25 protein-coding genes are annotated in these 25188 nt (G+C 60.2%); 10 read left to right on the forward strand and 15 right to left on the reverse strand.

Going from position 1 to position 25188, the window contains the following annotated elements; genetic code table 11:
* Positions 1-179 precede the first annotated feature (179 nt).
* From KME82_RS24765 to KME82_RS24775, 3 genes are all read right to left on the reverse strand, one after another.
* A complete protein-coding gene (locus KME82_RS24765) occupies positions 180-1181 on the reverse strand; it encodes an NADP-dependent oxidoreductase (protein WP_215496388.1) in 1002 nt (333 codons plus the stop codon).
* A 70-nt stretch (positions 1182-1251) separates the two neighbouring features.
* Positions 1252-2115 carry an alpha/beta fold hydrolase gene (locus tag KME82_RS24770; protein WP_215496389.1) on the reverse strand — a complete coding sequence of 288 codons (864 nt, stop codon included), beginning with the start codon at positions 2113-2115 and terminating at the stop codon, positions 1252-1254.
* A 77-nt stretch (positions 2116-2192) separates the two neighbouring features.
* Positions 2193-3299, reverse strand: a complete 1107-nt coding sequence (locus KME82_RS24775; RefSeq protein ID WP_215496390.1) for an alkene reductase — start codon at positions 3297-3299, stop codon at positions 2193-2195.
* Positions 3300-3485: 186 nt separating this feature from the next.
* Between KME82_RS24775 and KME82_RS24780 the strand changes: the two genes are divergently transcribed.
* The 5 genes from KME82_RS24780 (at position 3486) to KME82_RS24800 (ending at position 6260) form a co-directional block, all read left to right on the forward strand.
* Complete coding sequence (locus tag KME82_RS24780; protein ID WP_215496391.1) at positions 3486-4067, forward strand: TetR/AcrR family transcriptional regulator; 582 nt, start codon at positions 3486-3488, stop codon at positions 4065-4067.
* A gap of 212 nt (positions 4068-4279) precedes the next feature.
* On the forward strand, positions 4280-4714 hold the full coding sequence (locus KME82_RS24785; RefSeq protein ID WP_215496392.1) for a hypothetical protein: 435 nt from the start codon (positions 4280-4282) through the stop codon (positions 4712-4714).
* A gap of 82 nt (positions 4715-4796) precedes the next feature.
* Positions 4797-5201, forward strand: coding sequence for a hypothetical protein (locus KME82_RS24790; protein WP_215496393.1), 405 nt, complete (start codon positions 4797-4799; stop codon positions 5199-5201).
* A gap of 56 nt (positions 5202-5257) precedes the next feature.
* Positions 5258-5731 carry a hypothetical protein gene (locus tag KME82_RS24795; RefSeq protein ID WP_215496394.1) on the forward strand — a complete coding sequence of 158 codons (474 nt, stop codon included), beginning with the start codon at positions 5258-5260 and terminating at the stop codon, positions 5729-5731.
* A gap of 64 nt (positions 5732-5795) precedes the next feature.
* Positions 5796-6260 carry a hypothetical protein gene (locus KME82_RS24800; RefSeq protein WP_215496395.1) on the forward strand — a complete coding sequence of 155 codons (465 nt, stop codon included), beginning with the start codon at positions 5796-5798 and terminating at the stop codon, positions 6258-6260.
* A gap of 77 nt (positions 6261-6337) precedes the next feature.
* Here the strand turns inward: KME82_RS24800 and KME82_RS24805 are convergent, their stop codons facing one another.
* The 4 genes from KME82_RS24805 to KME82_RS24820 form a co-directional block, all read right to left on the reverse strand.
* Positions 6338-6859 (reverse strand): cyclophilin-like fold protein, encoded by a 522-nt coding sequence (locus tag KME82_RS24805; RefSeq protein ID WP_252255524.1) that lies wholly within the window; start codon positions 6857-6859, stop codon positions 6338-6340.
* Between the two features lie 13 nt (positions 6860-6872).
* On the reverse strand, positions 6873-8063 hold the full coding sequence (locus KME82_RS24810) for an MFS transporter (RefSeq protein WP_215499206.1): 1191 nt from the start codon (positions 8061-8063) through the stop codon (positions 6873-6875).
* A gap of 62 nt (positions 8064-8125) precedes the next feature.
* Positions 8126-9160, reverse strand: coding sequence for an alpha/beta hydrolase (locus KME82_RS24815; RefSeq protein WP_215496396.1), 1035 nt, complete (start codon positions 9158-9160; stop codon positions 8126-8128).
* Positions 9157-10224, reverse strand: coding sequence for an NAD(P)-dependent alcohol dehydrogenase (locus tag KME82_RS24820; RefSeq protein WP_215496397.1), 1068 nt, complete (start codon positions 10222-10224; stop codon positions 9157-9159). The genes KME82_RS24815 and KME82_RS24820 overlap by 4 nt, the downstream gene beginning before the upstream one ends.
* Positions 10225-10354: 130 nt before the next feature.
* Here KME82_RS24820 and KME82_RS24825 point away from each other — a divergent pair, with 130 nt between their 5' ends.
* Positions 10355-11257 carry a LysR family transcriptional regulator gene (locus KME82_RS24825; RefSeq protein WP_215496398.1) on the forward strand — a complete coding sequence of 301 codons (903 nt, stop codon included), beginning with the start codon at positions 10355-10357 and terminating at the stop codon, positions 11255-11257.
* A gap of 137 nt (positions 11258-11394) precedes the next feature.
* Positions 11395-11787, forward strand: coding sequence for a hypothetical protein (locus tag KME82_RS24830; RefSeq protein WP_215496399.1), 393 nt, complete (start codon positions 11395-11397; stop codon positions 11785-11787).
* 212 nt (positions 11788-11999) lie between these two features.
* Here KME82_RS24830 and KME82_RS24835 read toward each other — a convergent pair whose 3' ends face one another.
* The 4 genes from KME82_RS24835 to KME82_RS24850 all read right to left on the reverse strand — a co-directional run bounded on the left by KME82_RS24835 (position 12000) and on the right by KME82_RS24850 (position 18316).
* Positions 12000-13343, reverse strand: a complete 1344-nt coding sequence (locus KME82_RS24835) for an OmpP1/FadL family transporter (RefSeq protein WP_215496400.1) — start codon at positions 13341-13343, stop codon at positions 12000-12002.
* Between the two features lie 78 nt (positions 13344-13421).
* Complete coding sequence (locus KME82_RS24840) at positions 13422-16511, reverse strand: efflux RND transporter permease subunit (protein ID WP_215496401.1); 3090 nt, start codon at positions 16509-16511, stop codon at positions 13422-13424.
* A complete protein-coding gene (locus KME82_RS24845; protein ID WP_215496402.1) occupies positions 16508-17617 on the reverse strand; it encodes an efflux RND transporter periplasmic adaptor subunit in 1110 nt (369 codons plus the stop codon). The genes KME82_RS24840 and KME82_RS24845 overlap by 4 nt, the downstream gene beginning before the upstream one ends.
* An 81-nt stretch (positions 17618-17698) precedes the next feature.
* A complete protein-coding gene (locus KME82_RS24850; protein ID WP_215496403.1) occupies positions 17699-18316 on the reverse strand; it encodes a TetR/AcrR family transcriptional regulator in 618 nt (205 codons plus the stop codon).
* Between the two features lie 94 nt (positions 18317-18410).
* Here KME82_RS24850 and KME82_RS24855 point away from each other — a divergent pair, with 94 nt between their 5' ends.
* Positions 18411-19871 (forward strand): efflux transporter outer membrane subunit, encoded by a 1461-nt coding sequence (locus KME82_RS24855; protein WP_215496404.1) that lies wholly within the window; start codon positions 18411-18413, stop codon positions 19869-19871.
* 424 nt (positions 19872-20295) lie between these two features.
* Here the strand turns inward: KME82_RS24855 and KME82_RS24860 are convergent, their stop codons facing one another.
* Positions 20296-20733 (reverse strand): winged helix-turn-helix transcriptional regulator, encoded by a 438-nt coding sequence (locus KME82_RS24860; RefSeq protein ID WP_215496405.1) that lies wholly within the window; start codon positions 20731-20733, stop codon positions 20296-20298.
* A 228-nt stretch (positions 20734-20961) separates the two neighbouring features.
* Here KME82_RS24860 and KME82_RS24865 point away from each other — a divergent pair, with 228 nt between their 5' ends.
* Positions 20962-21765, forward strand: coding sequence for an SDR family NAD(P)-dependent oxidoreductase (locus tag KME82_RS24865; RefSeq protein WP_215496406.1), 804 nt, complete (start codon positions 20962-20964; stop codon positions 21763-21765).
* Between the two features lie 177 nt (positions 21766-21942).
* Entirely contained in the window at positions 21943-22239 is a 297-nt protein-coding gene (locus KME82_RS24870) for a YciI family protein (protein WP_215496407.1), read from the forward strand.
* A gap of 481 nt (positions 22240-22720) precedes the next feature.
* Here KME82_RS24870 and KME82_RS24875 read toward each other — a convergent pair whose 3' ends face one another.
* The 3 genes from KME82_RS24875 to KME82_RS24885 all read right to left on the reverse strand — a co-directional run bounded on the left by KME82_RS24875 (position 22721) and on the right by KME82_RS24885 (position 25050).
* Positions 22721-23026, reverse strand: a complete 306-nt coding sequence (locus KME82_RS24875; RefSeq protein ID WP_215496408.1) for a DUF1330 domain-containing protein — start codon at positions 23024-23026, stop codon at positions 22721-22723.
* Between the two features lie 60 nt (positions 23027-23086).
* Complete coding sequence (locus tag KME82_RS24880; RefSeq protein ID WP_215496409.1) at positions 23087-23863, reverse strand: SDR family oxidoreductase; 777 nt, start codon at positions 23861-23863, stop codon at positions 23087-23089.
* 269 nt (positions 23864-24132) lie between these two features.
* Positions 24133-25050 carry a LysR family transcriptional regulator gene (locus KME82_RS24885; protein ID WP_096417313.1) on the reverse strand — a complete coding sequence of 306 codons (918 nt, stop codon included), beginning with the start codon at positions 25048-25050 and terminating at the stop codon, positions 24133-24135.
* Between the last annotated feature and the right edge of the window lie 138 nt (positions 25051-25188).

Consider the following 25188-nt stretch of genomic DNA (forward strand, 5'->3'; position numbering starts at 1 on the left):
TGCGAATAGGTAAAAGAGAGCGGCGATCGTTCTTCCCGCTATGCCGTTGGATGCTCCGGTCACCAGCGCGCGCTTGCCGGCGTGGACACTTTTGCATGTGCTCCCATCGTTCGCCTGCCGATTGGAACGGTCAGGCAACCCCCAGACCTGCGAGGTTTGCGCATCGACATGCGCGCCAGCTATCTGATTTGCACCAGAACCTTGCCTTTGGCGCGGCCACCGTCTGCGTAAGCCAAAGCTTCGTGGGTATCCTTAAACGGGAATACTCTGTCGACGACCGGGTGGATCGCGCCTGATTCGACGAGGTGAGTGATCTCACGCAACTGCGTCCCGTCGGCGCGCATGAAAACGAAGGTGTACTCGACATTCTTCTGTTTGGCCTTCTTGCGAATGCCACGGCTCAACAGGCGCAGCACCAGCTTGAGCGGCCAGGCCAGTCCTCGCGCGGCAGCGAACACCGGGGTGGGCGGCCCGGAGATGGAAATGAGATGCCCGCCGGGCTTGAGAATCTGCAGGGATTTATTCAGCTCGTCGCCACCCAGACTATTCAGCACCACGTCGTAGTCACGAAGCACCGTGGCGAAATCCTGCTGCTTGTAATCTATTACAACGTCCGCGCCCAAGGCCTTCACCCAGGCTATGTTGGGCGTGCTCGTGGTCGTGGCGACAAAAGCTCCAAGGTGCTTGGCGAGCTGGATGGCAATGCTGCCGACGCCGCCGGAACCAGCATGAATCAGCACTTTCTGTCCCCTTTTTAATTTGGCGGTTTCGACCAGCACTTGCCAGGACGTCAGGGCCGCCATAGGAAGGGAGGCGGCCTCTACCATGCTGAGGTTCGTGGGCTTGAGCGCCAGCGACGATGCCTTGATGGCGATGAACTCGGCGAAGCCGCCAATGCGATCATCGTCGGGGCGTGCATAGACTTCGTCGCCCGGTTTGAATTGATGCACGCGCGTGCCAACGCGCACGACCGTGCCGGCGACTTCATTGCCCAGAATCAGCGGGAAGCGATAGGAAAGGATCAGCTTGAACTCGCCACTCCTGATCTTGGAGTCCAGTGGGTTGACGCCTGCGGCGTGGACCTGGATCAGGACTTCATCGTCCCGCAGGTCCGGCTCGGGCATGTCGCCGATGCGGCCGGTTTCTTTCTTGCTGTACCGGTCGATGATGAAGGCTTTCATGTGGATGCGCCTTTGGGTGGGTTGTCGGCCAGGCCGAAGTACGGTGTTGTGGTGTCGGACGGGGCCGGCGTCAGCCGCCGAGGAACGCCAAGGCCTTGGGCACGAACTCGGCGTGATACTGGAAGATGCTGCCGTGCCCTGCGTCCGCATAGATGATCAGTTGCGAGTTGGGAATGCGGCGTGCCATGTCGGCGCTGTTAGGCGTGGGCACCATGATGTCGTTGTCGCCATTGGCGATCAGGACCGGGATGTGGATGCTGCCCAGATCCTGGGGCGGCTGCTGTCCCCAGGCCGTGATCGCTTTCAATTGCCGCAGGAAGGCGTTGGGCGAAGCGCCTTTAACGCGGTTGCCCCTGCGTTCCTTCAGCCGTTGTAGGAAGGCCATGGCGGCCTGCTGGCTGTGAGCACTGGGGCTGAAGAACAGGTAGTGCTTGGGGTCGCGAAGTGTCAGCAGGCCCTTGATGATCAAGGGCCAGGACACTGGCCCCACCCGGTCGATGCCTTGCCCGCCCGCCGGCCCGGTGCCGGTCAGGATGAGCTTGCGCACCAGGCCGGGCGCCTTCAGCACGATGTCCTGTGCGACGAAGCCGCCGAGCGAAAAGCCGAACAGATCGACCTGCTCGAAACCCAACGCGTGAATCAGCGAGATGGTGTCCTTCGCCATATCGGCGATGGTCAAGGGCGCCTTTCCGTCCGAGCCGCCGATACCGCGGTAGTCGATGGCGATGACGCGATGCGTGCCTGCAAGGCCATCGACGATGCGTGGGTCGAAATTGTCCAGCGCCGCACCCCAGTGGTTCAGCAGGACCAGCGGGATGCCGCCTTGCGGTCCCAGGTCGCGATAGGCGAACGTGGTGCCGCCGACGTTGATCGACCAATTGGGCGCGCTCTGGTAGGACGTGCCTGACGCCGGGCGTGTATCGGAAAGAGTCATCGTGGGCTCCGTGTGTCGAGTCTGGGCGGGTCAAAGAAGGCGCGGCCTGCCGCATTACTGCCTCAGACGGCGGTGCGTTAGCGTTCCGCGGCTTGTGTCTGCCGGATGTCGGCCAAGGCCGGATAGTCGATGTAACCCTCGGCGCCACCGCCGTACAACGTCGCCGGATTCAACGCCGCAAGCGGCGCGCCGGTCTTCAAGCGTGCGACCAGATCGGGGTTGCTGATGAATGCCCGGCCAAACGCGAACATATCTGCTTTGCCCTCGGTCAGGCGGGCGCTGGCCAGTCCCAGGTCGTAGCCGTTGTTGACTAGGTAGGTGCGCGTGAAGCGACGGCGCAAGCCATCGAAGTCGAATGGCGCCACGTCGCGCGGGCCGCCTGTGGCGCCTTCCACCACATGCAGGTAGACGATGCCCAGCGCATCGAGTTGTTCGACGATGTAGTCGTATTGCGGCTGCGGATCGCTGCAGGAAATCGCGCCGGCCGGCGATACTGGTGAGATACGCACACCGGTGCGGTCGGCACCAATCTGATCGACCACCGCGGCGGTGACTTCCAGCAACAGGCGCGCGCGGTTCTCGATGGAGCCACCGTAGGCGTCGGTGCGCTGGTTGGCGCCGTCCTTGATGAACTGTTCCAGCAGATAGCCGTTGGCGCCATGGATTTCCACCCCATCGAAACCGGCCGCGATCGCGTTGGCGGCGGCCCGGCGGAAGTCGTCGACGATGCCCGGCAGTTCGTGAATTTCCAACGCTCGCGGCTCTGAGACATCGGCGAAGCCGTTGTTGACGAAGGTCTTGGTATGGGCGCGGATGGCCGAAGGAGCCACCGGCGCGATACCCGCGTGGAGATCGACATGCGAGATGCGGCCGACGTGCCACAGCTGCGCGAAGATGCGCCCGCCTCGAGCGTGGACGGCGTCGGTCACCTTGCGCCAGCCATCGACCTGGTCCTGCGTGTACAGGCCGGGGGTGTCCTGGTAGCCCTGGGCCTGGGCCGAGACTTGCGTTGCTTCGGTGATGATCAGGCCGGCCGAGGCGCGCTGCGCGTAATAGGTCGCAGCCAGGGTGCTGGGCACCAGGCCGGCGCCGGCGCGGTTGCGCGTCAGCGGCGCCATCACGATGCGGTTCGCAAGGGTCAACGGGCCGAGTGTGTAGGGCTGGAAAAGCGTCGTGTTGGTCATGTCGTGTCAGAGGTGTTGATCGTCGATGAGGCGGGGGATGGCGCTCGTCCCGCGCTGCCGTGTTTTGGTAACGGCATCAATGATGACGATCGTAATCTTTGATGTCAATAGTTTGATTATGAACATCATCTATGATGTAAAATGGCAAGCTTCCGCTGCCAAACCGGGCATCTAGAGACATCGGCTATGAAGGTCACCAAGGCACAAGCGCAGGCAAACCGGGCGCACATCGTCGAAACCGCGTCCACCCTGTTCAGGGAGCGCGGTTACGACGGCGTGGGCGTCGCGGACCTGATGGCGGCAGCCGGCTTCACCCACGGCGGCTTCTACAAACATTTCGGCTCCAAGACCGACCTGATGGCGGAAGCGGCAAGCTGCGGTTTAGCGCAGTCCGCGGACGCTGCGGCGGGCGTAGATCTGGCGGACTTCGTGAAGTACTACCTCTCCCGAGAGCATCGGGACAAGCCGGGCGACGGCTGCACGATGGCCGCGCTATGTGCGGATGCCGCGCGCCAGCCGGAATCGGTCAAGGCGGCCTTTGCCACCGGTATCGAGCTTCAGCTAGCGGCTCCGGTTCGCCATGAGGGGCTGCCGGTCGGCGATGTGAGCAACAAAGCGCGTGCGCGCCGAATCGCCCTGATGGCGCAGACCATCGGGGCGGTGGTGTTGTCGAGGTCCTGCCCCGACGATGCGCCGCTGGCGGACGAGATTCTGGATGTCTGCCGGGCACACATCTTGCCGCAGCTGTCGGATGAAGGGCATATCTAGGGCAGTCCCTTCTAGGATCGTTAGACGTTCACGGACAGCTCGTATGCATTGCCAAGCGGTTTGACGGCCCAGACAGGTCGAACAGACCATTCATGTGTCTTAAGCCTCCCTGTTCTGTGCCCTTTGAATCGTCGCAGGGTAGCTATAGACAGTCATCAACCGACGACAACAGCCGAAGCCGCTTCGCGGCCTTATGTAATTTGGAGCCGGATATGTACGGAAAGACTTTGCTGACGCTTTTCGTCGCAATTGCTGTGCTTCTTCTCACATCATGCGCAGGCATTCCGTCTCAATCGATGCCAGATCCGATTGAGTTGCCTATTCGACACGAGCCAGCGTTCGACGTAATCGGTGAAGCGGAGCTCCCATTGGCGGCTAAGATTGCAAGACGCCGAAGTACCGCTGAACTCGTGGCAGTGTTGAAAACACAATTCCCCGAACTCGCATCCAATCGAGCTTCCCTGACTCTGGTGGAAGAGCAATGGATTCTCTCTGATGCAAAGCCGTATCGCAGGATATGGTTCTCGTATGCGGATGAAGCGACCAGCAACATGCACGGCGCGTGCAATCAAAATATCTATTTGTGGTCAGAGCCTTCCGGAGATATAGCAGGGGCGTACACGCAGGAACTTTCCTGTCCTATCTAGTCTTTTTTTGAGCCACGTGTTCAGGCCGAAGCCGCTTCGCGGCTCAGCCTAATTCAGACGTTAAGCGCAAGGAGGAAAGCTCATGGGCTTCTTGAAAGGCACTCTCAAGCTCGCACTTGGCTTGGCAACACTCGTCATCGCTGCTTTCCTTTTTGCGATCTTCTATGGATCAACTGAGACTCGGTATAGTTGCGCCGGCGAATTGGCTGATGCTCAAGATGCCAAACCTCTAGAGGTGTATTTAAAACTTCAGCTCTACAGACCTTGGATGTTCTGGGCTAGTAATGGTGGAGCCGCATGGACAGAAATCCCTCATGGCGAGCTCGAGTACTACTCCAAGGTCGCCAGAATTGGGGACTTTATTCACTTCACATCCTACGATTCTAAGCATACGGGCAGCTTGTCCACACTAAGCAATGCAATACGACTAGACATCCGTGATGGGTCATTTGAGGGTCAGTGTAGACGCGTTGAACCTAATCAATAAAAGTTCAGCAAGCCGAGGCCGCTTCGCTACTCACTTGGCACAGGAGCCCACTGACATTGAAGACCATCGCTCAAACATTTGTTGCACTATCTCTGTCCGCAATGCTTCCGACGGCTCATGCCGCCGCGCCGATGGAACTATGCAAACTGCTGCGTAGCTTCGCCGAGTCCATCCAGCCGAATTCTGAGCAGGAATTTACTTACCGCATCTCCTGGGGCGAGAACTTTAAAGACTCGGCGGAAACAGTGCTTGGTGCTAAGCGCTGTGAGCACAATGGCTACGGACCAGCCAGGAACATCTGTAGCTACCTGATGGAGCATGGGTCAGTCGAGTCCGCTGGGGTTATCGTTATGCATGCGGTTTCTTGCCTGACGAGAAAGAGTCGTTTCGATCCGTCGCTGAGAATCCATGGTGCGAACTTATCTTTCAGTTACGGCGGAAGAAATCGCGACGCGCTGATAGATTTAACATACGAAGAAGATAAAAAGGTCGGAGGCATGGCCCTTCGCTTGGTAGCCACTGGCTACTGAGCCTCAGTAGATCGAGCCGAAGCCGCTTCGCTACTCGGCTTAATTCATACTTTAGGCTTCGCGCATGCCTCGACAGATATCCGAAGAAAAGCTCCGTGAGTACAGTGATCTCAAACGGTTCTTTGAAGTTTGGGAAACCCAGCTGTTCCCTAATCAATTCTTTAGGGCAGATCATCCCCACCACCCAGTCAATGCCTTGGCTGCTATTGAGCAGCGGTTTGGCCGCTCCCGCGCACTCGCTGGTCTAAAGCAAGCCATTAACGACAACCTTGAGCTCGCCGTCGACTACGAGCCGGATCTCATCGCCCTGATTGACGAGGTGCTTCACCAATCTGGCGCGCCCACTCTGACTCAACTTCTTGCGCACCAGTCCAAGCTCTTAAGAGCCATTCTTCGTCGCGGCAAAATTCGCAATAACACTGAGTTCTATATTGTGTCCTCCCTACTGTCTGACACCTCCACTGATCGCCCAGAGTCGGAAGCTGCTGTCCTTGGGGCAATGGCCCTCGCTTACGAGCAGAAGAGCTGACAATTCACTCAAGCCGAAGCCGCTTCGCGGCTCGGCTCGGCTCGGCATAACATGTTCATGAGCGGCTCGGTTTAGCTCTAGTCCTTTGAAAATACCACCCGAGCCCGCCGCTTTCCGAGAGCTTGACTCAGACTACTTGGATCGTCCACGCGACCCAATCGGGTGTACGAGTAAGACGAGCGGAAAGTCTCATAGAAGACGACCACCGTATTTGAGCCGTAGAGCATCAGATCGCCGTTGTGGATCGTTCCCGGCCGACTTGCATCTACGGGCAATGCTGCCGACAATTCGGCATGCTTCTCATTGCCATTGAGCTCAAACATATCCAGCGTCAGCGGGAGTTGAGCCGTGAACACCCGAGCGGCGTCGGTGTCGGCCAAGGTGATGGCGAAGCGTCGTTCGCCGACGGTCATCCACATGCGGGCTCTCTCCCGATTGGTGGATGCCTTAACGGCATCCTGGGCAACAGAAATGGGCGCCTCGCGTTGGCCAGCTTTGCAGCCGCCCAGCGCCAAGAGGCCGAGCACCAAGCCTAGCCCATGCAGGAGCCACCGCTTCGGCATCCGTTGCGGAATCGAATAGACGTTGTTCGCGGTCATGGCGCGCTCCTAATCAGGCGACTTGCGACCGCGACGTCATCAAGGACAGGAACGCGGCCAGCAGCAAAACGGCCGCACTCGCTATGAAGGTGGCTTGGTAGCCGGCGTCATCGAACAATACGCCGCCGATGGTGGAACCCAGCGCGATGGCCAATTGGATCACCGCCACCATCAGACCACCTCCGGCTTCGGCGTCCTTCGGCAAGACCTGAGCGATCCAACTCCACCACCCCACCGGCGCCGCCGTGGCGAGCAAGCCCCATAGACCGAGCAGAACGGCCACGGCGCCGACTTGGGCACCGAAGGGAATCAAGGACAAGGCAATGGCCGCCATCAAGACCGGAATGATGGTCAGCGTGCGGTAAAGGCTGTCCTTGAGAAACGTGCCGATGATCGTGGTGCCGACGAAGCCGGTCAGCCCGATCCCCAGCAGAATAAGCGATAGCGTCGAGACATCCACGTGCGACACCGTTTCCAGGAACGGCCGTACATACGTGAACAGCACAAACTGCCCCATGAAGAACGCCCCGCAAGCAGCCATGCCCAGCGCAACGGTTCGGCTTGTAAAAAGACGAAACACATTGCCGGAGCCTGGCGCGCGCGCCGCGGTTATGGCCGGCAAGCTGATCCACTGCCAAATGAAGGCAATGGCCGCCACGGGAATCAAGCACAAGAACGCGCCACGCCAGCCGATGATCGATCCCAGGTAGCTACCAAGGGGAGCAGCGATCACGGTGGCCAGCGCATTGCCCCCGTTGAAAATGGCCAATGCACGTGGAACTTCCGCGGCCGGCACCAAGCGCATTGCCGTCGCTGCGGACATCGACCAGAAGCCGCCGATCACTACGCCGATGAGGGCGCGGCCGACCATATAGGTCAGGTAGTTTGGCGCCAACGCGACCACGGCGCCGGACAAGGCCATCAGCCCGGTCAAACCCAGCAACAGGGTTTTGCGATCCATGCTGCCAGCCAGCGTGGAGATCGACAGGCTCGTAAGCACAGCGAATGCGCCGGAAATGGCGATGCCATATCCAGCCAAGCCTTCGCTGACGCCAAGGTCGGCGGCCATAGGCGTCAGCAAGCTGACAGGCATGAACTCGGACGCGATCAGCGCGAACACACACAGCGTCATGGCGAATACCCCGCCCCAGTGAGCGAGTTGCGCAGTGGTCTCGTTCTGTTCGGTGCCCGATTGAGTCCTCATTGGGATGGTCACGCTCTCATCTCCAGAAATTCGAAATCCATGCACATCGGCAATGCGTGGATTCAGTTAGCGCCCAGGTTCTGCTGGAAGAACGCTGTCAGCTTGTCGAATGGAATGAGGTCAACACGGTCGTAAAGGTCTACGTGGCCCGCACCCTTCACCCAGATCAGCTCCTTTGGCTCGCCGGCCAAGCGATAGGCCTCCTCGCTGAACTCCTTCGAGTGCGCCTGATCGCCTGCGATGAACAGCATCGGTCGCGGCGAGATGGTCTCGATGTCGTTGAACGGGTAGAAGTTCATGAACTTGACGTTGCTGGTCAGGGTCGGGTGCGTCGTCAGTTCGGGCGACGAACTCGCCGGCGTGAACTCGCCCCGCGCGGTGCGATAGAAATCGTAGAACTCGCGCTGGATGGGGTGCGTAGTCGCATCGAGTCGATGCACCGTCCCGCTGGTATATTGCGTTTCGCCCCCATCGGCTTCGACCCAGCGCTGCTGCGCGGCGTCCGCGAGGATCGCCTTGCGCTGCTCGACGGTCTGAGAATGATTCAGCGCATTGCGGTTGGCCGCGCCCATGTCGTACATGCTAACGGTCGCGATGGCTTTCATGCGCGGATCGATCTTTGCCGCGCTTATGACAAAGCTGCCGCTACCGCAGATGCCGAGCACGCCGATGCGCTCGCGGTCTACGAACGCCTGGGCGCCCAAATAATCCACCGCCGCGCTGAATGCCTCTGCGTAAATGTCCGGCGCGACTACGTTGCGTGGCTGACCCTCGCTCTCGCCCCAGAACGACTGATCCATCGCCAGCGTGATGAATCCCTGCTCGGCCAATTTCTGGGCGTAGAGGTTCGAGCTTTGCTCTTTCACCGCGCCCATCGGATGCCCCACGATGATCGCCGGATACCTAACCCCTGGTTTCCGATCCTTAGGCAGGAACAGGTTGCCTACGATCTTCATCCGGTATTGGTTGTTGAAGGAGACCTTCTCCGCAATCAGCCTGTCGCTCTTGTAGAAATTATTTGCGCCGTTCGACATGTCTTGCCCCGCCGCGGTGAAGGAGCTGGCCGCCAAGGCCAGCGACAGAAGCAGCTTTTTCATCGGTCTTTCCTTGGTTGGGCGGGCAACGTCGCGTTGTCGATCACGAAGCGATACTTGACCTCGCCCTTGAGCATGCGTTCGTAGGCCTCGTTGATCTCGTCGGCCCTGATCAATTCGATATCGGCCACGATCCCGTGCTCGGCGCAGAAATCGAGCATTTGCTGGGTTTCCGCGATTCCGCCAATCATCGAGCCGGCCAAGGTGCGGCGCTTGGTGATGAGGTTGAACACGCCGGGAGACGGATGTGGGCTGGCGGGCGCGCCGACGAGTACCATCGCGCCGTCGCGTTTGAGCAGCACGAGGAACGCGTCTAGGTCGTGCGGGGCGGCCACCGTATTGACGATCAGATCGAAACCTTTGGCGTGCGCCGCCATTTCGTCTGAGTTGCGGGAGACCACAACCTCATCGGCCCCCAACGCCAAAGCGGCTTCGCGCTTGGAATCGGAGGTGGTGAACGCGACGACATGCGCGCCCATCGCATGGGCGAGCTTGATGCCCATGTGGCCTAGACCGCCGATGCCGACCACGCCCACCTTCTTGCCGGGGCCGACGTTCCAGTGGCGCAACGGCGAATAGGTGGTGATACCCGCACACAGCAACGGAGCTACCGCCGCCAGTTGCGCCTCGGGGTGGCGTACGCGCAGCACATAGCGCTCGTGGACGACGATTTGCTCGGAATAGCCGCCCAGCGTCCAGCCCGGGGCGTCCGGGCTCGGGAAGTTATAGGTTCCGACCATCGCGTCGCAGTAGTTTTCCAGCCCACTCGCGCAGTCTTCGCAATGCTTGCAGCTATCCACGATGCAGCCGATGCCGACCAGATCGCCTTCCTGGAAGCCCGCAACGTGCGCGCCCACGGCCGAGACCCGCCCCACGATTTCATGGCCGGGTACGCACGGAAATTGGGTCCCCGCCCATTCGGCGCGGGCTTGATGGAGGTCGGAATGGCAGATGCCGCAATAAGCGATGTCGATCTGCACGTCGTGGGGCCCGGGTGCGCGACGGGTGATTTCCATCGGCTCCAGGGGCTTGTCGCCGCTATAGGCGCCATAAGCTTGAACAGGCATGAGTGAGTTCCAAAGGTCCAACCGGGACGGTGCGGGCCATTGTGCTCACGCATGATCTGCTTGATTAGGTGATCAATTCTTTTAGACCTTATAAGCTTTACTAATTAATCAGCCATGCCAAACTGAGCCCATGGCACGCCGAAACCTCAACGATTTGCTGGCCTTCGTCACCGTGGCCCGGGAAGGGAGCTTCACCCGCGCGGGCGCGTTACTAGGGGTTTCCCAATCGGCGCTCAGCCAGGCCATCAAGGCGTTGGAGGAGCGGTTGGAGATCCGGCTGCTGACCCGCACCACCCGCAGCGTATCGGCCACCCGGGCGGGCGAACGGCTGCTCCAAGCCATCGGAAACCGCTTCGACGAGATCGAGGCCGAACTGGATGCGCTAACGGAGTTAAGGGACAAACCCGCCGGCTCGGTTCGAATCACCAGCGGCGACCACGTCCTACGAACGATCCTGCTACCAAAATTGTTGCCGGTGATGCAGCGGTACCCGGATATCAACATCGAGTTCGACGTCAGCTACGGGTTGCGCGACATCGTCGCCGATCGCTTCGATGCCGGCGTCCGTTTGGGCGAAAGCATCGACAAAGACATGATCGCCCTGCCCATCAGCCCGAGGCTGCGGATGGCCGCCGTCGCGACACCCGCCTACTTCGAAAAGCACCCTGTCCCGAAGGCTCCAGAAGACCTGACCCGACACAATTGCATCAACATCCGCTTCCCTACTTCCGGTGGCCTGTATGTCTGGGAATTCGAGCGCCGAGGCAGAGAGGTGAACGTCCGCGTCGACGGGCAAGCGGTGTTCAACACGTCGCCCCACATCGTGCTCGCGGCCCTAGATGGGCTAGGCATCGCGTTCTTGCCTGAAGAAGAGTTCGTGCCCCACATAGAGGAAGGACGCTTGGTTCGCGTGCTGCAGGACTGGTGTCCGCCATTTTCCGGCTATCACCTTTACTACCCTAGCCGTCGACAGCACTCGCCGGCGTTCTCGCTCGTCGTGGATGCATTGCGGATGTATCCACCCCTTAATTGAACAGCGCGGTTAGTTAAAGCCGAAGCCGCTTCGCGGCTCGGTTGGCGAAATCGAGTCTATGCCGAAAAATTCGGTCTGCCGATGTACTGCGTGAAGAGCGGTTTGGACTATCGCCCTTATATCCGAAGAGAGCGCTGATGACCGCGATGACTTTTACTTGCATCAACTGCGGAGCGGACGCAGTTCTAATCGCGGGCGAGGGAACAGTGCTGCTCCAGTTCAAGTGTCCGGTCTGCTTGAACGAGTTTTGGGCGCATGTATCTCCTGCCGTTACTGATGAGAGCGAGCCCTACATCGTTTACAGGGCCTTCTTCGATGTGGCTTCGCCGGAAGAGGTCAGCAAACTTAAGATCAAAGTCCGAAAGGCGTTGCAGGGAATAGGCAACTTCTATTTGGAAGATCTCGAGGCCCAAATCGCGGCGGGCCGGCTTGAATGGGACCTAGGGCGTTATTCGCAGTACGAGGTGCAGGCGGTCGAAGAGGCCGCCGCAAAGATGAATCTCAAGGTTCGTTTCCTGCGAGACACGTAACGTGGCGCGATGGGAGACGGCTTGAGGACACCTGAGTCGTCCAGAGCTTCGTAGGCATCTTAGTATTCAACGCGACAGCCGAAGCCGCTTCGCGGCTCGGCCACAATGTCCCGTTAGTAACAACCGTTCCCGCTGAATGATCGAAGTGTCACGAACTCTACGCCCACTTGGCGCCTGCTGCAGTGGCGCTTTCGGCTGCCACAATGATGTGGTCAAAACCTGTATTGCGCCGATACGCCGTAGAGATCGGCATGACCATCGAATGAGCCTGCCAGCTGCGAGCCGCCAGCGTCAATGTCCAACGGCGCTGAATCAACCTCGATGCGGGTGTATCCGAAATTGATCTCTAGCGCATCGTTTGCGTTCCAAGTGCCGCCCACCGAGTACCAGATACGGTCGTCGTCGGGCATGCGCGGGGTTCGGGTTTCGATGTGAGTGGGAGTCTCGTCGAAAGCCACGCCCGCGCGTAGCGTGAAACGTCCGCTGAGTTTTAGTTCGGCGCCTAACGACATGAACTGAGTGTCGCGCCATTCAAAAGGCTCGATCGATTCAGGATCTGGGTTGGCGAAGTCAATGCGCACCTCTCGCAGCGATGACCAGCCGGTCTCGCTCCACGACGCCATCACCGCGAAACGATCGGTGAACGCGTAGCGCACATCGACACTGGTGACCGACGGCGTGGTCAATTTGGCGGTGATTGCGCCATCCTGAAAGAGATTACGGGTGGCCGGACTAGCCGCGAATACTGCAGCGACGTTTCCTGGGACCGTCCAGTCCGCATTTCCGGACAGCTCGTAGTCGATTTCAGAGCGGTAACTAAGGCCGATCGCCAGCTTGTCAGTGGGGCTGAAGTTCGCACCGACCAGCCAGCCATATCCGGTGTTGTCGCCTTGCACTTCGGCGAAGCCGTCAGCTGCTTGTGGGCGCGCAAAGGGCAGCGGACGTGTACTGGCGTTGGAGAAAAGCAGGGTGCCGAAATCGATGCCCCTGGACAGGGTCACGTCGGCGCGCGAATAGATCACGCCAGCACCTACCGAAAATCGGTTCGGAACGATATCGATCGCGGCAGCCAAAGTCAGATCGACGATCTCCACTTCCGATTTCTGGCCGAAGTAGCGCCCGCTCCAACTGTTGTCGTATTCCGTCTTCAGGCCGAAGGGCGCGCTGATCATGATGCCGAACGCCAGGTCGTTGTCGGCTTTATGAATCATGGACACCGCGGGAACCGCGGCTATATCACCGGCATCCCCACCGTCACCGCCGACCAGCGGACGGCCCAATGCGTCGGTACCGGAACCTTTGAACTGGTAGCTCAGATCGATCACCGTCGCGTCGACCTGAAAGCTCGTCCCTTCGAAGCGAGCCATCGTCGCAGGGTTGTTGACGACCACCGAACTGTCATCGGTGCGGACGCCGGCGCCGGCGAAGGCGGCGCCCATGGCCTTGACGCTGTTTTCCTTGAGCTGGAAACCCGAGGCGTGGACCTGGCCTAGGCTCAGTGCACCTGCGATGCCCAAGGCAAGCACCGAGAAACGGGGGTGGACGTACTGCTTCATGCGTATGGCTCTCCGTTAGCTGAATCGTCGTGGTTTTGCGGCGGCGTCACGCGCACTGCGCCCGCCAGCCATGTGTGTTTATGCGAGCTTCGCCTCGACGGGGCGGTTGTCGCTGTCGGGCTTGATCTTGAACCAGATGGAATACATGGCCGGCAGGAACACGAGGGTCAGGACCGTTCCCGCGAACGTGCCGCCGATCAGCGTGTAAGCGAGGGTTCCCCAGAACACGGAATGGGTCAGCGGGATGAATGCCAGGATCGCCGCCAAGGCGGTCAGGATCACGGGTCTGGCTCGCTGTACCGTGGCCTCCACGACAGCGTCGAATGGGGCCAGCCCTTCCTGCTCGTTGTGGTGGATTTGCCCGATCAGAATCAGCGTGTTGCGCATCAGGATCCCCGACAACGCAATCAACCCGACCAGCGCATTGATGCCGAACGGTTGCTGGAACAAAAGCAGTGTCGGCACGACGCCGATCAGCCCCAATGGGCTCGTCAGAAACACCATGACCATTGCAGAGATCGAGCGCACTTGCAGGATAATGATCAACAAGGTGATCGCTAGCATGACCGGGAACAGCGGCAACATGGCTTTCGTGGCTTTGCCTGACTCTTCGATGGAGCCAGCCTGCTCGATGCTATAGCCCCTCGGCAGCTTCTCCGTGAACGGTTGGAGTTGCTGGGTGATTGCCGATGACACGTCCGGCGGCTGCAGGCCATCGGCGATATCGCCGCGTACCGTGATTGTCGGCATCCGGTCGCGGCGGCGCATGATCGGCTCTTCCATGCGTACCTCGACCTTGCCTACCTGCGAGAGCGGGATGCGCTGCCCGCTAGCGCCAGCCAGCGTGAAGTCCGTAATCTTGGCCGGGTCGAGGCGGGTTTCGCCCGCCGAACGCGCGACCACTTGCACCGTTCGAATGTCCTCGCGCACCGCGGTGACAGGCGCACCGTTCAACAGGAACTGCAGTTGCAACGCCACGGCGTTAGAGGTTAGTCCTACGGCCTGCAATCGGTCCTGCTGCAAGGTGAAGTGCAACGTGGGCGTGCGTACGCCCCAGTCCGTGTTGACCGTGCGCATCATCGGACTGGTCTCCATGACCTGCTGCACGTCGGCTGCGATGTTGCGCAACGTTTCGGGATCGGGGCCGGTAACCCGATAGGCCACCGGATACGGTGAATACGGGCCGAAAACCAGTTGAGTGACGCGCAGGCGCGCCTCCGGAGCAAGGCCGTTGGCGATCGCCTGACGCAGCCGATGTTTCAGCGCGTCGCGCTCATCCTGGTTGTCCGTTCGCACCACAATCTTGGCAAACGACGGATCTGGCAACTCAGGCCCCACCGAGAAGAAGAAGCGGGGCGCGCCTTGGCCCACGTAAGCGGTGACGATCCTGGCTTCCTTCTGCTTACTTAGCCAGGCCTCCACCTTCGCGGCGGCGGCACTGGTCTGATTGATCGACGTGCCGTAAGGCATCTGCACCTCAACCAAAACTTCGGGCCGGTCCGAGATCGGGAAAAACTGCTTCTTGACCACGCCCATCCCGAGGACAGACAGAACGAAAAGAGCCACGACCGAGATGGCGACCAGCCACTTGCGCGCGATCACACGCGCCAGAATCTGACGGAAGCGGTTGTAGCGTGGCGTGTCGTAGATTGCGTCATGGCCACCCTCCACCTTCTTGAAGTCAGGCAGCAGCTTGACGCCCAGATAAGGCGTGAAGACCACGGCAACCACCCACGAGGCGATGAGCGCGATGCCCACGATCCAGAACATGTTGCTGGTGTACTCACCCGCAGTGGATCGGGCGAAGCCGTTGGGCATGAAGCCGACCGCGGTGACCAGCGTTCCCGAGAGCATGGGCGCGGCTGTATGGCTCCATGCATAAGCGGAGGCGGCGACGCGGCCGTACCCCTCTTCCATTTTCACCACCATCATTTCGATGGCGATGATGGCGTCGTCCACCAGCAGGCCCAGCGCCAGAATCAGGGAGCCCAGCGTGATGCGATCGAAGTTCTTGCCGCTTGCGAGCATCACCACGAAGACCGCCGCCAGGGTCAGCGGCACCGCAGCTGCGACCACCAGACCAACGCGCCACCCCATGCTGACGAAGCAAACCAGCATCACCACCAGCAATGCGGCGAAGAACTTGAGCATGAACTCATCGACCGACGAGTCGATATTGACGGCTTGATCAGTGACCTTGGACAAGCTCATACCGAGCGGCAGCTCGGATCCGATTGCGCTGACTTCTTCGTCCAGCGCCTTACCCAGGTCGAGTCCGTTCCAACCCTCGCGCATGACCACGCCCAGAAGCAGCGCGGGTTCGCCACCGTTGCGGATCATGAACGTCTTCGGATCTTCATAGCCACGCTTGACCGTGGCGATGTCGGATAGCTTCAACGTACGGCCTTGCGCCACCACCGGTGTGTCGCTGATCTTCTGCAATTCGTCGAACGCGCCGTCCAGGCGAATGAATACCTCCGGCCCCTTGGTCTCCACGGAACCGGCCGGCGTCAGGACATTCTGGGTGTTGAGCGCGGCGAACACCTCCTGCGGACTGATCCCCAGCGTGGCCAGACGCTCATGGGAGAATTCGACATAGATGCGTTCTGACTGCTCACCAACGATGTTGACCTTCTTGACCCCTGGTACGTGCAGCAGCCGCTGGCGCAACCTTTCCGCGTCGCGCACCAGCAGGCGTTGCGGTTCGCCCTGCGCCTTGAGCGCGTACAGAGCGAAGGTGACGTCGGCATATTCATCGTTGACCATTGGTCCGATCACGCCGGACGGCAGGTTGCCTGCCTCATCGGCGACTTTCTTGCGAGCTTGGTAGAACTGCTCCTGCACCTGCGAGGGGGGCGTGGAGTCGAGCAGCGTCAGCATCGTGAATGCCAAGCCCGGTCGCGTATAGGTTTCAGAACGGTCGTACCAGCGCAGTTCCTGCAGGCGCTTCTCGATCTTCTCGGCGACCTGGTCCTGCATCTCCTGCGCTGTCGCCCCGGGCCAGGCGGTAACGACGGTCATCACCTTGACCGTGAAGGCCGGGTCTTCGGCGCGTCCCAAGTTGAAGAATGAGACGAGTCCTGCCAACGACACCAGGAAAATCAGGAACAAGGTGATGGAGCGTTCGCGTACGGCAAGTGCCGACAGGTTGAAACGGCCTTCGTTCACGGGCGGGCTCTCCCGCTCGCCGCAGCGCCAGGTTGACCGGCCACTCGCACCTGCTTGCCTTCGCGCAGCAAGTGCGCGCCGAGCGAGACGACCGTGTCGCCTTGCTTCAGCCGACCGCTGACGCGTGCACTGTCGTCGTCCAAGTGTTGGACCACGACCGGGCGCCAAGTCACTTTCGACGACTGGCCATCGACGACCCACACGCCGGCCCCCTTGCCGGTATCGAACAGCGCGCCGATCGGTATCTGCACGCCGACTTGCGTGGCGAGAGAACCATCCGGAATCTCGACGGTGACCGTGGTGCCCAACGGGGCGTTGGCTAACGCGCCTTCAAGCACGTAGCGCGCCTCGAAAGTGCGGGTCAGTGGATCTGCAGCATCCGAGAGCTGCCGGAGCAAGGCAGGAACGCCAACGCCCTCTTTACCGAAAAGACTGGCCCGCCCGGCCGAGCCAACCACTGGACGCAGCGTTTCCGGCAACTGAATTACCGCCTCGCGGCTACCGGCGCGGGCGACCCGAACCACGACCTGCCCGGCCGCGACAACTTGGCCCGGCTCGGCCAGCGCCTCGATGACAACGCCATCGGCGTCGGCGATGAGCGTCGAATAGCTGTTCGCGTTACGGGCGACTTCCGCTTGGGCCGCGGCCGCGCGCAGCTGCGCTTTCGCGGAGTCCGCGGCGGCTTTGCTCTGATCGTATGCGGAGACGGAGATTGCACCGGTTCCGACCAGGGAGCGATAGCGAGCTTCGTCCCCGATCGCCTGCTGAGCCAACGCTTGCGCGGCGATAACGGCTTCTTGTTGCGCATGCGCGGCGAGCTTCAAGTCGACGGGATCGATGCGCATCAGCGGCTGACCCCGCTTGACGGTCTGCCCGGTATCCACAAGCCGTTCCAGCACCTTGCCGGAGACCCGAAAGCCCAGGTCGCTTTGCACCCGCGCGGCTACGGTCCCGGTGAAGGAACGCGACGCCGAGGATGCTTGCTGGACAAGCGCGGTACGCACCAAGGGCGCTTCGTTGCGCGGGTCGGATTGCGGTTTTTCGCCGCATGCGGCCAGCGCAAACGGCAGCGCGCAAATGAGGGTAGAGGCAGCGAGGCGACGCATGAGAGTCCCGACAGCGAGATGGCCAGGACTCGAAATCTAATTCTAGTGACTAAATTAGTCAATAGTCACAACGCTCACGCGTCAGGGGGACAGGCTGCGCAGTACCAGGCTGGATAGCTGTGCGGGCGCGTCGTCGGTGTAGTCGAAGCTGTGCTGGAGCAGCAGGGGGTTGAGATAGGGGCGCATGACCAGGTAGATCGCCATCGCGGTCTCGTCGATCGGTGTCTTGCGCTCAAAATCGCCCGTCTGCCGGCCTTCTTGAAGGATGTCCTGGAGCAATTTGCGAATGCGCTCCTCATAGTCGAGCGTTGCCTGCCAGCGTTCGGTGGCCGCGGACGTGGCGATTTCGTATAGCTTGCGATCCCGGGAAAACAGGCGAAGGCTTGCCTCCACGATAGTTTTGAACATCCGCCGCAGCTTTTCCGGCGGCCGTTCAGCTTCATCCACGGCCGCCCTGACCTCGCTTTCGATCTCGCGCAGGCAGTTGGCGCAGATCATCTCGCCAATGGCCTGCTTGGAATCGAAGAACTTGTAGATGTAGGCCTTGGAGAAGCCGATGGCCTTGGCGAGGTCGGAGACAGTCGTTTTTTCGTACCCGTACCGGCTGAAGTGCTCGGTGGCCGCGGCGCTGATCTGGTCGCGCACCTCGTGGTCGGCCGGGCCGCGGGCCGGGGTGGAGCGAGTGGTTGCTTTGGTCATGTTTGAAGCTTACCTCTGGCCAAGGAAATGGACAACGAGTGACTATTTCGTATTATAGTCACTTCGGCTCTTACCCTTGCCCCGGAAAAAGACCATGCCGCTTAAACACCCGCTCACTGCATTCGTCGCTGCCAGCTTCCTGGCCGGTTGCGCCGTCGGTCCCGACTACGTCAGGCCGCAGATGCCCCTGCCCCAGCGGTATCTGGGCGAATCAGCCGTAGACCAGCGACAGGCCAATGCCCAGGCCGATCTCGTCACTTGGTGGACCGGATTCGGCGATCCGCAATTAACTCGGTTCGTAACGCTGGCTCTGGAGCAGAACCTCGATCTTGCGCAGGCGTCGGCTCGTGTGGCCCAGGCGCGCGCGGGACTTGGGGCGGCAAATGCCGCGTTACTGCCTTCCGGCAATGTCAGCGGCCAAGCAGTCAGAGCGTACCAATCCGTCGAAACGCCCCTGGGACAAGCGTTGAATTCGACGCCCGGTTTCGACCGGCATGGCAACGCCTACGAGGCCAATGTAAGCGCCAGCTGGGAACTGGACGTGTTCGGCGGTCTACGCCGTGGACGAGAAGCGGCGCTTGCCGAGTATCAGGCTTCCGAAGCTGGCGCCGCCGCCGCACGACTGACAGTGGCCGCACAGACCGCTGACATCTACATCAGTATCCGCGGCCTGCAGACTCGTCTCGATGTTGCCCATCGACAAGTGCAAACGCAGCAGGAGTTGCTCTCGACTATCACTCTTCTCTACGGAAAGGGGTTAGCCGCCGAACTTCAAGTGCGGCAGGCCGAAGGTGCGCTTGCGCAAGTTCGGGCTACCGTGCCGGCACTGGTAGCAGGCTTGGACGCGGCCATGAACGCACTGGACGTGGTACTGGGTACGCCACCGGGAACGCACCGTAAGGACCTGGCTGATGCCGGCGCCATCCCTGTCGCTCCACAAATCAGCGCGACAGGATCGCCAGGTGACTTGCTCAGGCGCCGGCCCGACCTGATCGTGGCTGAGCGCCGTCTTGCCGGATCGAATGCTCGCATTGGTGTCGCAATCGCCGAGTACTACCCCAAGCTTTCCCTCGGCGGACTTATCGGCAGTGCGACGGCAGTGTCCGGGAGCAACCTCTTCACCAGTGGTGCCAGTCAATCTGCTGGCCTGCTGGGCCTGCGCTGGCGCCTGTTCGACTTCGGGCGCATCAACGCACAGATCAATTTGGCCAAGGGCCAGGAGGCCGAGACGCTGGCCGCCTATCGTCTGGCCGTTCTGCGTGCAGCCGAGGATGTGGAAAATGCTTTCTCAGCCTTGGCCAATCGCGAGGAACAAACCAGCGTCCTTACGCAGGGGGTGGACTCACTTACCCGCGCCCGCGGAGCCTCGTTTTCGGCGTATCAAAGTGGTGCCGTCAGCCTGGTCGAAGTTCTGCAGGCCGACGAGAGCTTGTTGCGTGCAACTGATGCGCGAGTACAGGCGCAAACGGAGTCGACACGTGCAGCGGTCGCCGCCTTTAAGGCGCTCGGTGGGGGCTGGCAGCCTGATGAACCCGGTTCGATGGCAATCAACTAGAGACGTCTTTCATATCCGCATCTACGGACGCCTCGTACTTGACGGAATTTGCAGAGCTGTTACCGCTAGGCCGAGGGTTGGGCAAAGCGTCAGACGCAGCAACAAAGCTTGGCGCTGGCGACAGCGCATCGTCTCCAAACGCAGCAGTCGTGCCATCTGCTTGTATGGCTTGAGCGCGCGAGCTATGGGGCGACGGCGCACCTTTAGCCATCGCGACACTGTTGAAGCCTCAGTCCCGACAAGGAGAGGCGAGAGCCGATCGCCGCAAAGTGAATGGCCAAAACGCCGATGCGCAATCGGCGATAGTCAGACGCTCATGGCGACTAACCTCAACGTCGCAACATCACGAGAAGCTCCGATCGATTTAGCTACTACCCGGCCATGGCGAGCTCGAGAGCGCCATTCGTTACCTCGGGAGGAAGGTCTACTCCGGAATGACCAGCTGGATAGGTCGGGTTCCAATCTCTGCACCCGTCACCACATCAATTGCGACAGGCCTGATCTCGGCGCCCGTTTCGGCATCAAGGAACTGCACCAGCTTGCCCCCACCTCGGTGCTTCCTTCCCCACGCACCGATCATGAACAGCACCGGTAAATAGTCGCGTCCGGCTTCGGTCAATACGTATTCCTCGCGTGGCGGGCGCTCCGAATACATCCGTCGCTCAAGCAGCCTCTCCTCGGTCAGCGTCGCCAGACGCTTCGTCAACATCGTTGGGGCTATGCCCAGGCTCTTTCTGAACTGATCGAAGCGCGTCAGTCCGGAATTTGCGTCCCTAAGGATCAGCATTGTCCAAGCGTCGCCTAAGAAGGCGAGGCTTCGTTCGATTGGGCAGGTGGCGGTGGACGGCTCTTTTGAGTTCATATCATTTTAGTATTGACTCGATACTAAAACGATACTAACATGCCGCCCGTCGACAATCCACCACCAACAAAGCGGGCCTCCAAGCAGTCCGAGTGGCCATCTGCCCCTCATCCGACGTCGCGCCGGCCCGCGCCACAGCTATCCCGCTTTACCGGCAGTGGCGATCGCCACCCGGAACCTCAACCGTCATGCGGAACCAATCCGGTCCGCACACCTGGAGCAAATCCTATGAAGAAGACCGTACTGGTCACTGGGGCGTCATCCGGCTTTGGCCTGATGCTGGCCAATCGCCTGCACAAAGAAGGCTTCAACGTCATCGGCACAAGCCGCGATCCGGAAAAACACGCTCAAAAGGTGCCGTTCAAACTGCTGCGGCTGGATATCGAGGATGTCAACTCGATCCAGTCCTTTGTCAGCGAACTCTTCCAGCAAATCAAGCGCCTCGACGTGTTGGTGAACAACGCCGGCTACATGGTGACAGGCATTGCCGAAGAAACCCCTGTCGAAGTCGGCAGGCAGCAGTTCGAAACCAACTTCTGGGGCACGGTGAACTTGACCAATGCTTTGCTGCCGCACCTCAGGGCGCAGAAGGAAGGCCAGATCATCACCGTTAGCTCAATCGTAGGTCTGATCGGCCCGCCGAACCTTTCCTACTACACCGCCTCGAAGCACGCCATTCAAGGCTACTTCAAGTCCCTGCGCTTCGAGTTGGAGCAGTTCAACATCAAGGTCAGCATGGTGGAGCCGGTGTGGTTCAAGACCAACCTCGCACAGCATGCGATCAAGGCAACCGGCTTGGCCATTAAGGACTACGACTCCTATCGGACGAAGGCAAATGCAGCCACCCAGAAGGGCATTGATGAGGCCGAAGCTCCCGATGCAGTGGTGACCACCATTACGTCGTTGATCAACGCCAAGGCACCAAAGTTCAGCAACCCGGTAGGAAAAATGACAGGGATGATTTTGTTCCTTCAGAGCTATCTGCCAAGCATGTTCGAGGACTCAATTCTCAAGAGCGTGAAGACGGCCTAACGCCGACAAAGCATCGCAACAGCTCAGTTGCGGTCGAGCGCCGCCTCCGGCTCTGATTCCGAGTGTATGCAGGTCCGCTAGAAACTTCGTGTACATCAGAGAACTATCACTTCTCTCGAATGCTTACGTTTCCCTTGTGTTCTTCCAACAATTTACCTACTAGGAAACGGAATAGATATGAAAAGTTACCTATGCAAGTACATACCGCCGCGTTCTGACTTCCTGCAGACGATGTCCATCGAAGAGAAGCAGTGGATGACTCAACACGGTGAGTATATGAACGGCCTTCTGAAGCGGGGATTCATTGTTGCCCACGGCCCTGTCATGGATGATGCCGGCGGCTACGGTGTCTCGCTCTATCAGATCCCTGACGAACAAGACATCGTCGCGCTTACTGCTGACGATCCGATCGTCAAAAATGGCGCCGGCCACTACGAGCATTATGTCATGCCTCACTTGACTGCCCGCAGCTAACCGGAAAATAGTGAAAGACTGGATTTTTACGAATTAGTCCCGGCGCGTTATATGAAAAGCGAACCAAGCCGAAGCCGCTTCGCGGCTCGGCCGCAACACGTTGTTAGTGACAACGGTCAACTGAATGATCGAAGTGTCACGAACTCTACATCCGCCATCGACCATAAGCGGATAGCCATATCACTTTGCTCTACCACTAAATGGTGTCAGCGTTTCGGTGCCACTAGCTGAGCCCCATAGCACCGCGATATCTCTCTTGGGCGGAGAACCGAATAAGCTAGAGGACATACCGTCGGCGCGGCCGCACAGGGGTGCGCCGGCGCCATGCGCGGACGCGGGGTGTTCGCGAGAACGCTACGCGCGGTCACGGGCGCCGACAACAGACGCGGTGGGCGCGTCGGCGAACATAACGCGAGGCTCCGCAAAACCCCGGGGCGACTCAGCGTTCGGTCAACGACGATCACATCGCTGACGGCCTGGACTAGTGAACAGGACCCGTCCAAGACTCGACGATGAAGGCGAAGCCGTCCGAGGCTTCGTGTCTGATCGCGGCAACCCGCTGATAGTCTTCGGAGTAATACCAGCGCTTTGCGGCTTCGAGGTCGGCGCATTCCACCACCACGCCATAGGTGATCGGCGGCCCTTTCTCCACGGTGAGCGGCATCGGGCCGGCAAAGAACTTCACTCCGGGGGTCGCTTCGAGCAACGGCACCACTTGGCGACGGTACTCCGCGAGGCGCTCCTCATCATGCACGTAGGTGATACAGAAAATGACGTACGCGGCCATCGATGCCTCCAGGCGCTGTGCGGTAGAAAGCTTGCGACCGATGCCGATCCGGCGGCGCTGTCAGGCCCGTTGAGTCCACTCGGTCTCTTGCCACTGCTTGGCCGCGTCGATCGTTTCGAACGGGCGCATCGTGCGGTAGAGGTGATCCTCGGCCGGAATGATGTCGACCATGGCGTCGATCATTTCCTTCGGATCGCTTTGGGCGGACAGGGGGCCGCTGAAATCGGGCATCGGCACGACCGCGGTCTTGGCGTCGTACCACTGCACGTGACTTTCTGCGCCGGTGTCGTTGAAGCCCGTGCCGAACAGGCCCGGATTGATGGTGGCGACCTTGACGCCAAAGGGTGCCAGCTCCGTCCTCATCGCGCCGGCAATGGCCTCGATCGCGTGCTTGGTGGCGCAGTAGATGCCGATGAACGGAATGACCATGATGCCGCCCATCGACGACACCCACACTACCTTGCCGCACTGGCGCGCTACCATCTTGGGGACGATGCCTTGCGCCAGTTCGATGTGGCGAAACACATTGACCTCGAAGGATTCGCGCACGCGCGCCATCGGAATGTCGACGACCGATCCGCTTTCCATGATGCCGGAGTTGAGCACTAGCACGTCGGGGTCGTAAGTCGCCGCACGCGCGAGGTCGGCATCGTCGAGCAAGTTGAGCTTGATGACTTCCAACGTGACGCCCGCGTGCGCCGCCTCATCGCGTAGGCTGCGCACTTGCGGCCAGGTCTCCGCGGTGGCCACCACGGCGTGCCCCCGGCGGGCCAGTTCGATCGCCGCGCCCAGGCCGAAACCGGAACTCGCGCCGGTGATAAGAATTTTCTTGCTCATGCTCATCCTGCCTTCTGTCTAGGTCCGAAGAGTATTCGGGCGTCGCTCGGAGGTCCGATCCCGATGCCGCAAGACGATCCGGGGCAGAACATGGATCTCCGCCCAGGCGTCTCGGCCGAGCGATGAACGCTAGACAATCTCGACTGCTGTAACAATCCCAACAATGTTTGATGACAAGACAAGAATCTTTCATTAATCGAGGCGCAGCGGTCGGCGCGCCTGGAATGGTGTTTTGGCGGTCATGGGATGAGGCGCCTCTGCAACCGTGTTTATTTGCCTGACAACGCTTCCGTCATCATGTTGATCAGCGCTCGCAGGCCGGACGATAGGTGGCGATGTCCTGAGTAGTACAGGCACAGGCCTGGAAACGGCGGGCACCATTCCTCCAGAACGCGTTGGAGTCGGCCGTCCTGGAGTGCCACTGTCGCCAAGTGGTCAGGCACGAAAGCGATGCCGATACCATCGATGGCCGCTTCCACCATCAGCGGTTGATCCGTCAACGTGAGCGGGCCTGAAGGGTTGATCCTTTCGACCACTCCCTGGCGCTCCAGCTCCCATCGGTAGATGGCACCACTTTCAAACCGGAAGCGGATGCAATCGTGGCGATACAGATCCTGCGGAACCTGGGGATGACCGCGTCGCTCGAGGTACGCGGGCGAGGCAATGGCTGCAAAACGTACCTCTTTCGAGACGGCCACAGCCACCATGTCTTTGGGAATGGCTTCAGCCAAGCGAATGCCGGCATCGAAGCCATCCGCGGTGATATCCGTGAGCCGGCCATCACTGACGATGTCTAGATGCACCTGCGGGTACGTGCTCAGAAAGCGGGCGAGCACGGGCTGCAGGACTAAGCGGATCGCCCCTTCACTGGTGTTGATCCGTACCGTGCCGCTGGGAACGTGATCGTCGCGCTCCACGTCGCAAAGCGCCTCGTCCAGCGCGGCCATTGCCGGCTTTAGTTTCAAGGCCAAGCGCTCTCCCGCCTCGGTCAGGGAGACGCTGCGCGTCGTGCGGTTGAACAGACGCACATTCAACCGCTGCTCGAGCACCTTGATCGAGTGGCTGATCGCTGACGGCGTCATGTCCAGCTCGACAGCGGCGCTGCGAAAACTCCGGTGGGCCGCGACCGCCAAAAACGCGGCGTAGGCCGCTAGGTCATTGCCTCTCGATTGATGAGTGGATTTCATCGTCAGATCAAATATTTTGCGGATTGTTGAGATAGTCCACGCATCCTAGGCTAATTGAGGGTGCTGCGTAGCGGCTTCCCCGCGTGCTGGTGTCACTCCAAGAACCCCGCCAGCCCTGACCGCGCGGACCGCCTGAAC

This window comes from Lysobacter capsici (genome assembly GCF_018732085.1).
GTDB classification, from domain to species: Bacteria; Pseudomonadota; Gammaproteobacteria; order Xanthomonadales; family Xanthomonadaceae; genus Lysobacter; species Lysobacter capsici_A.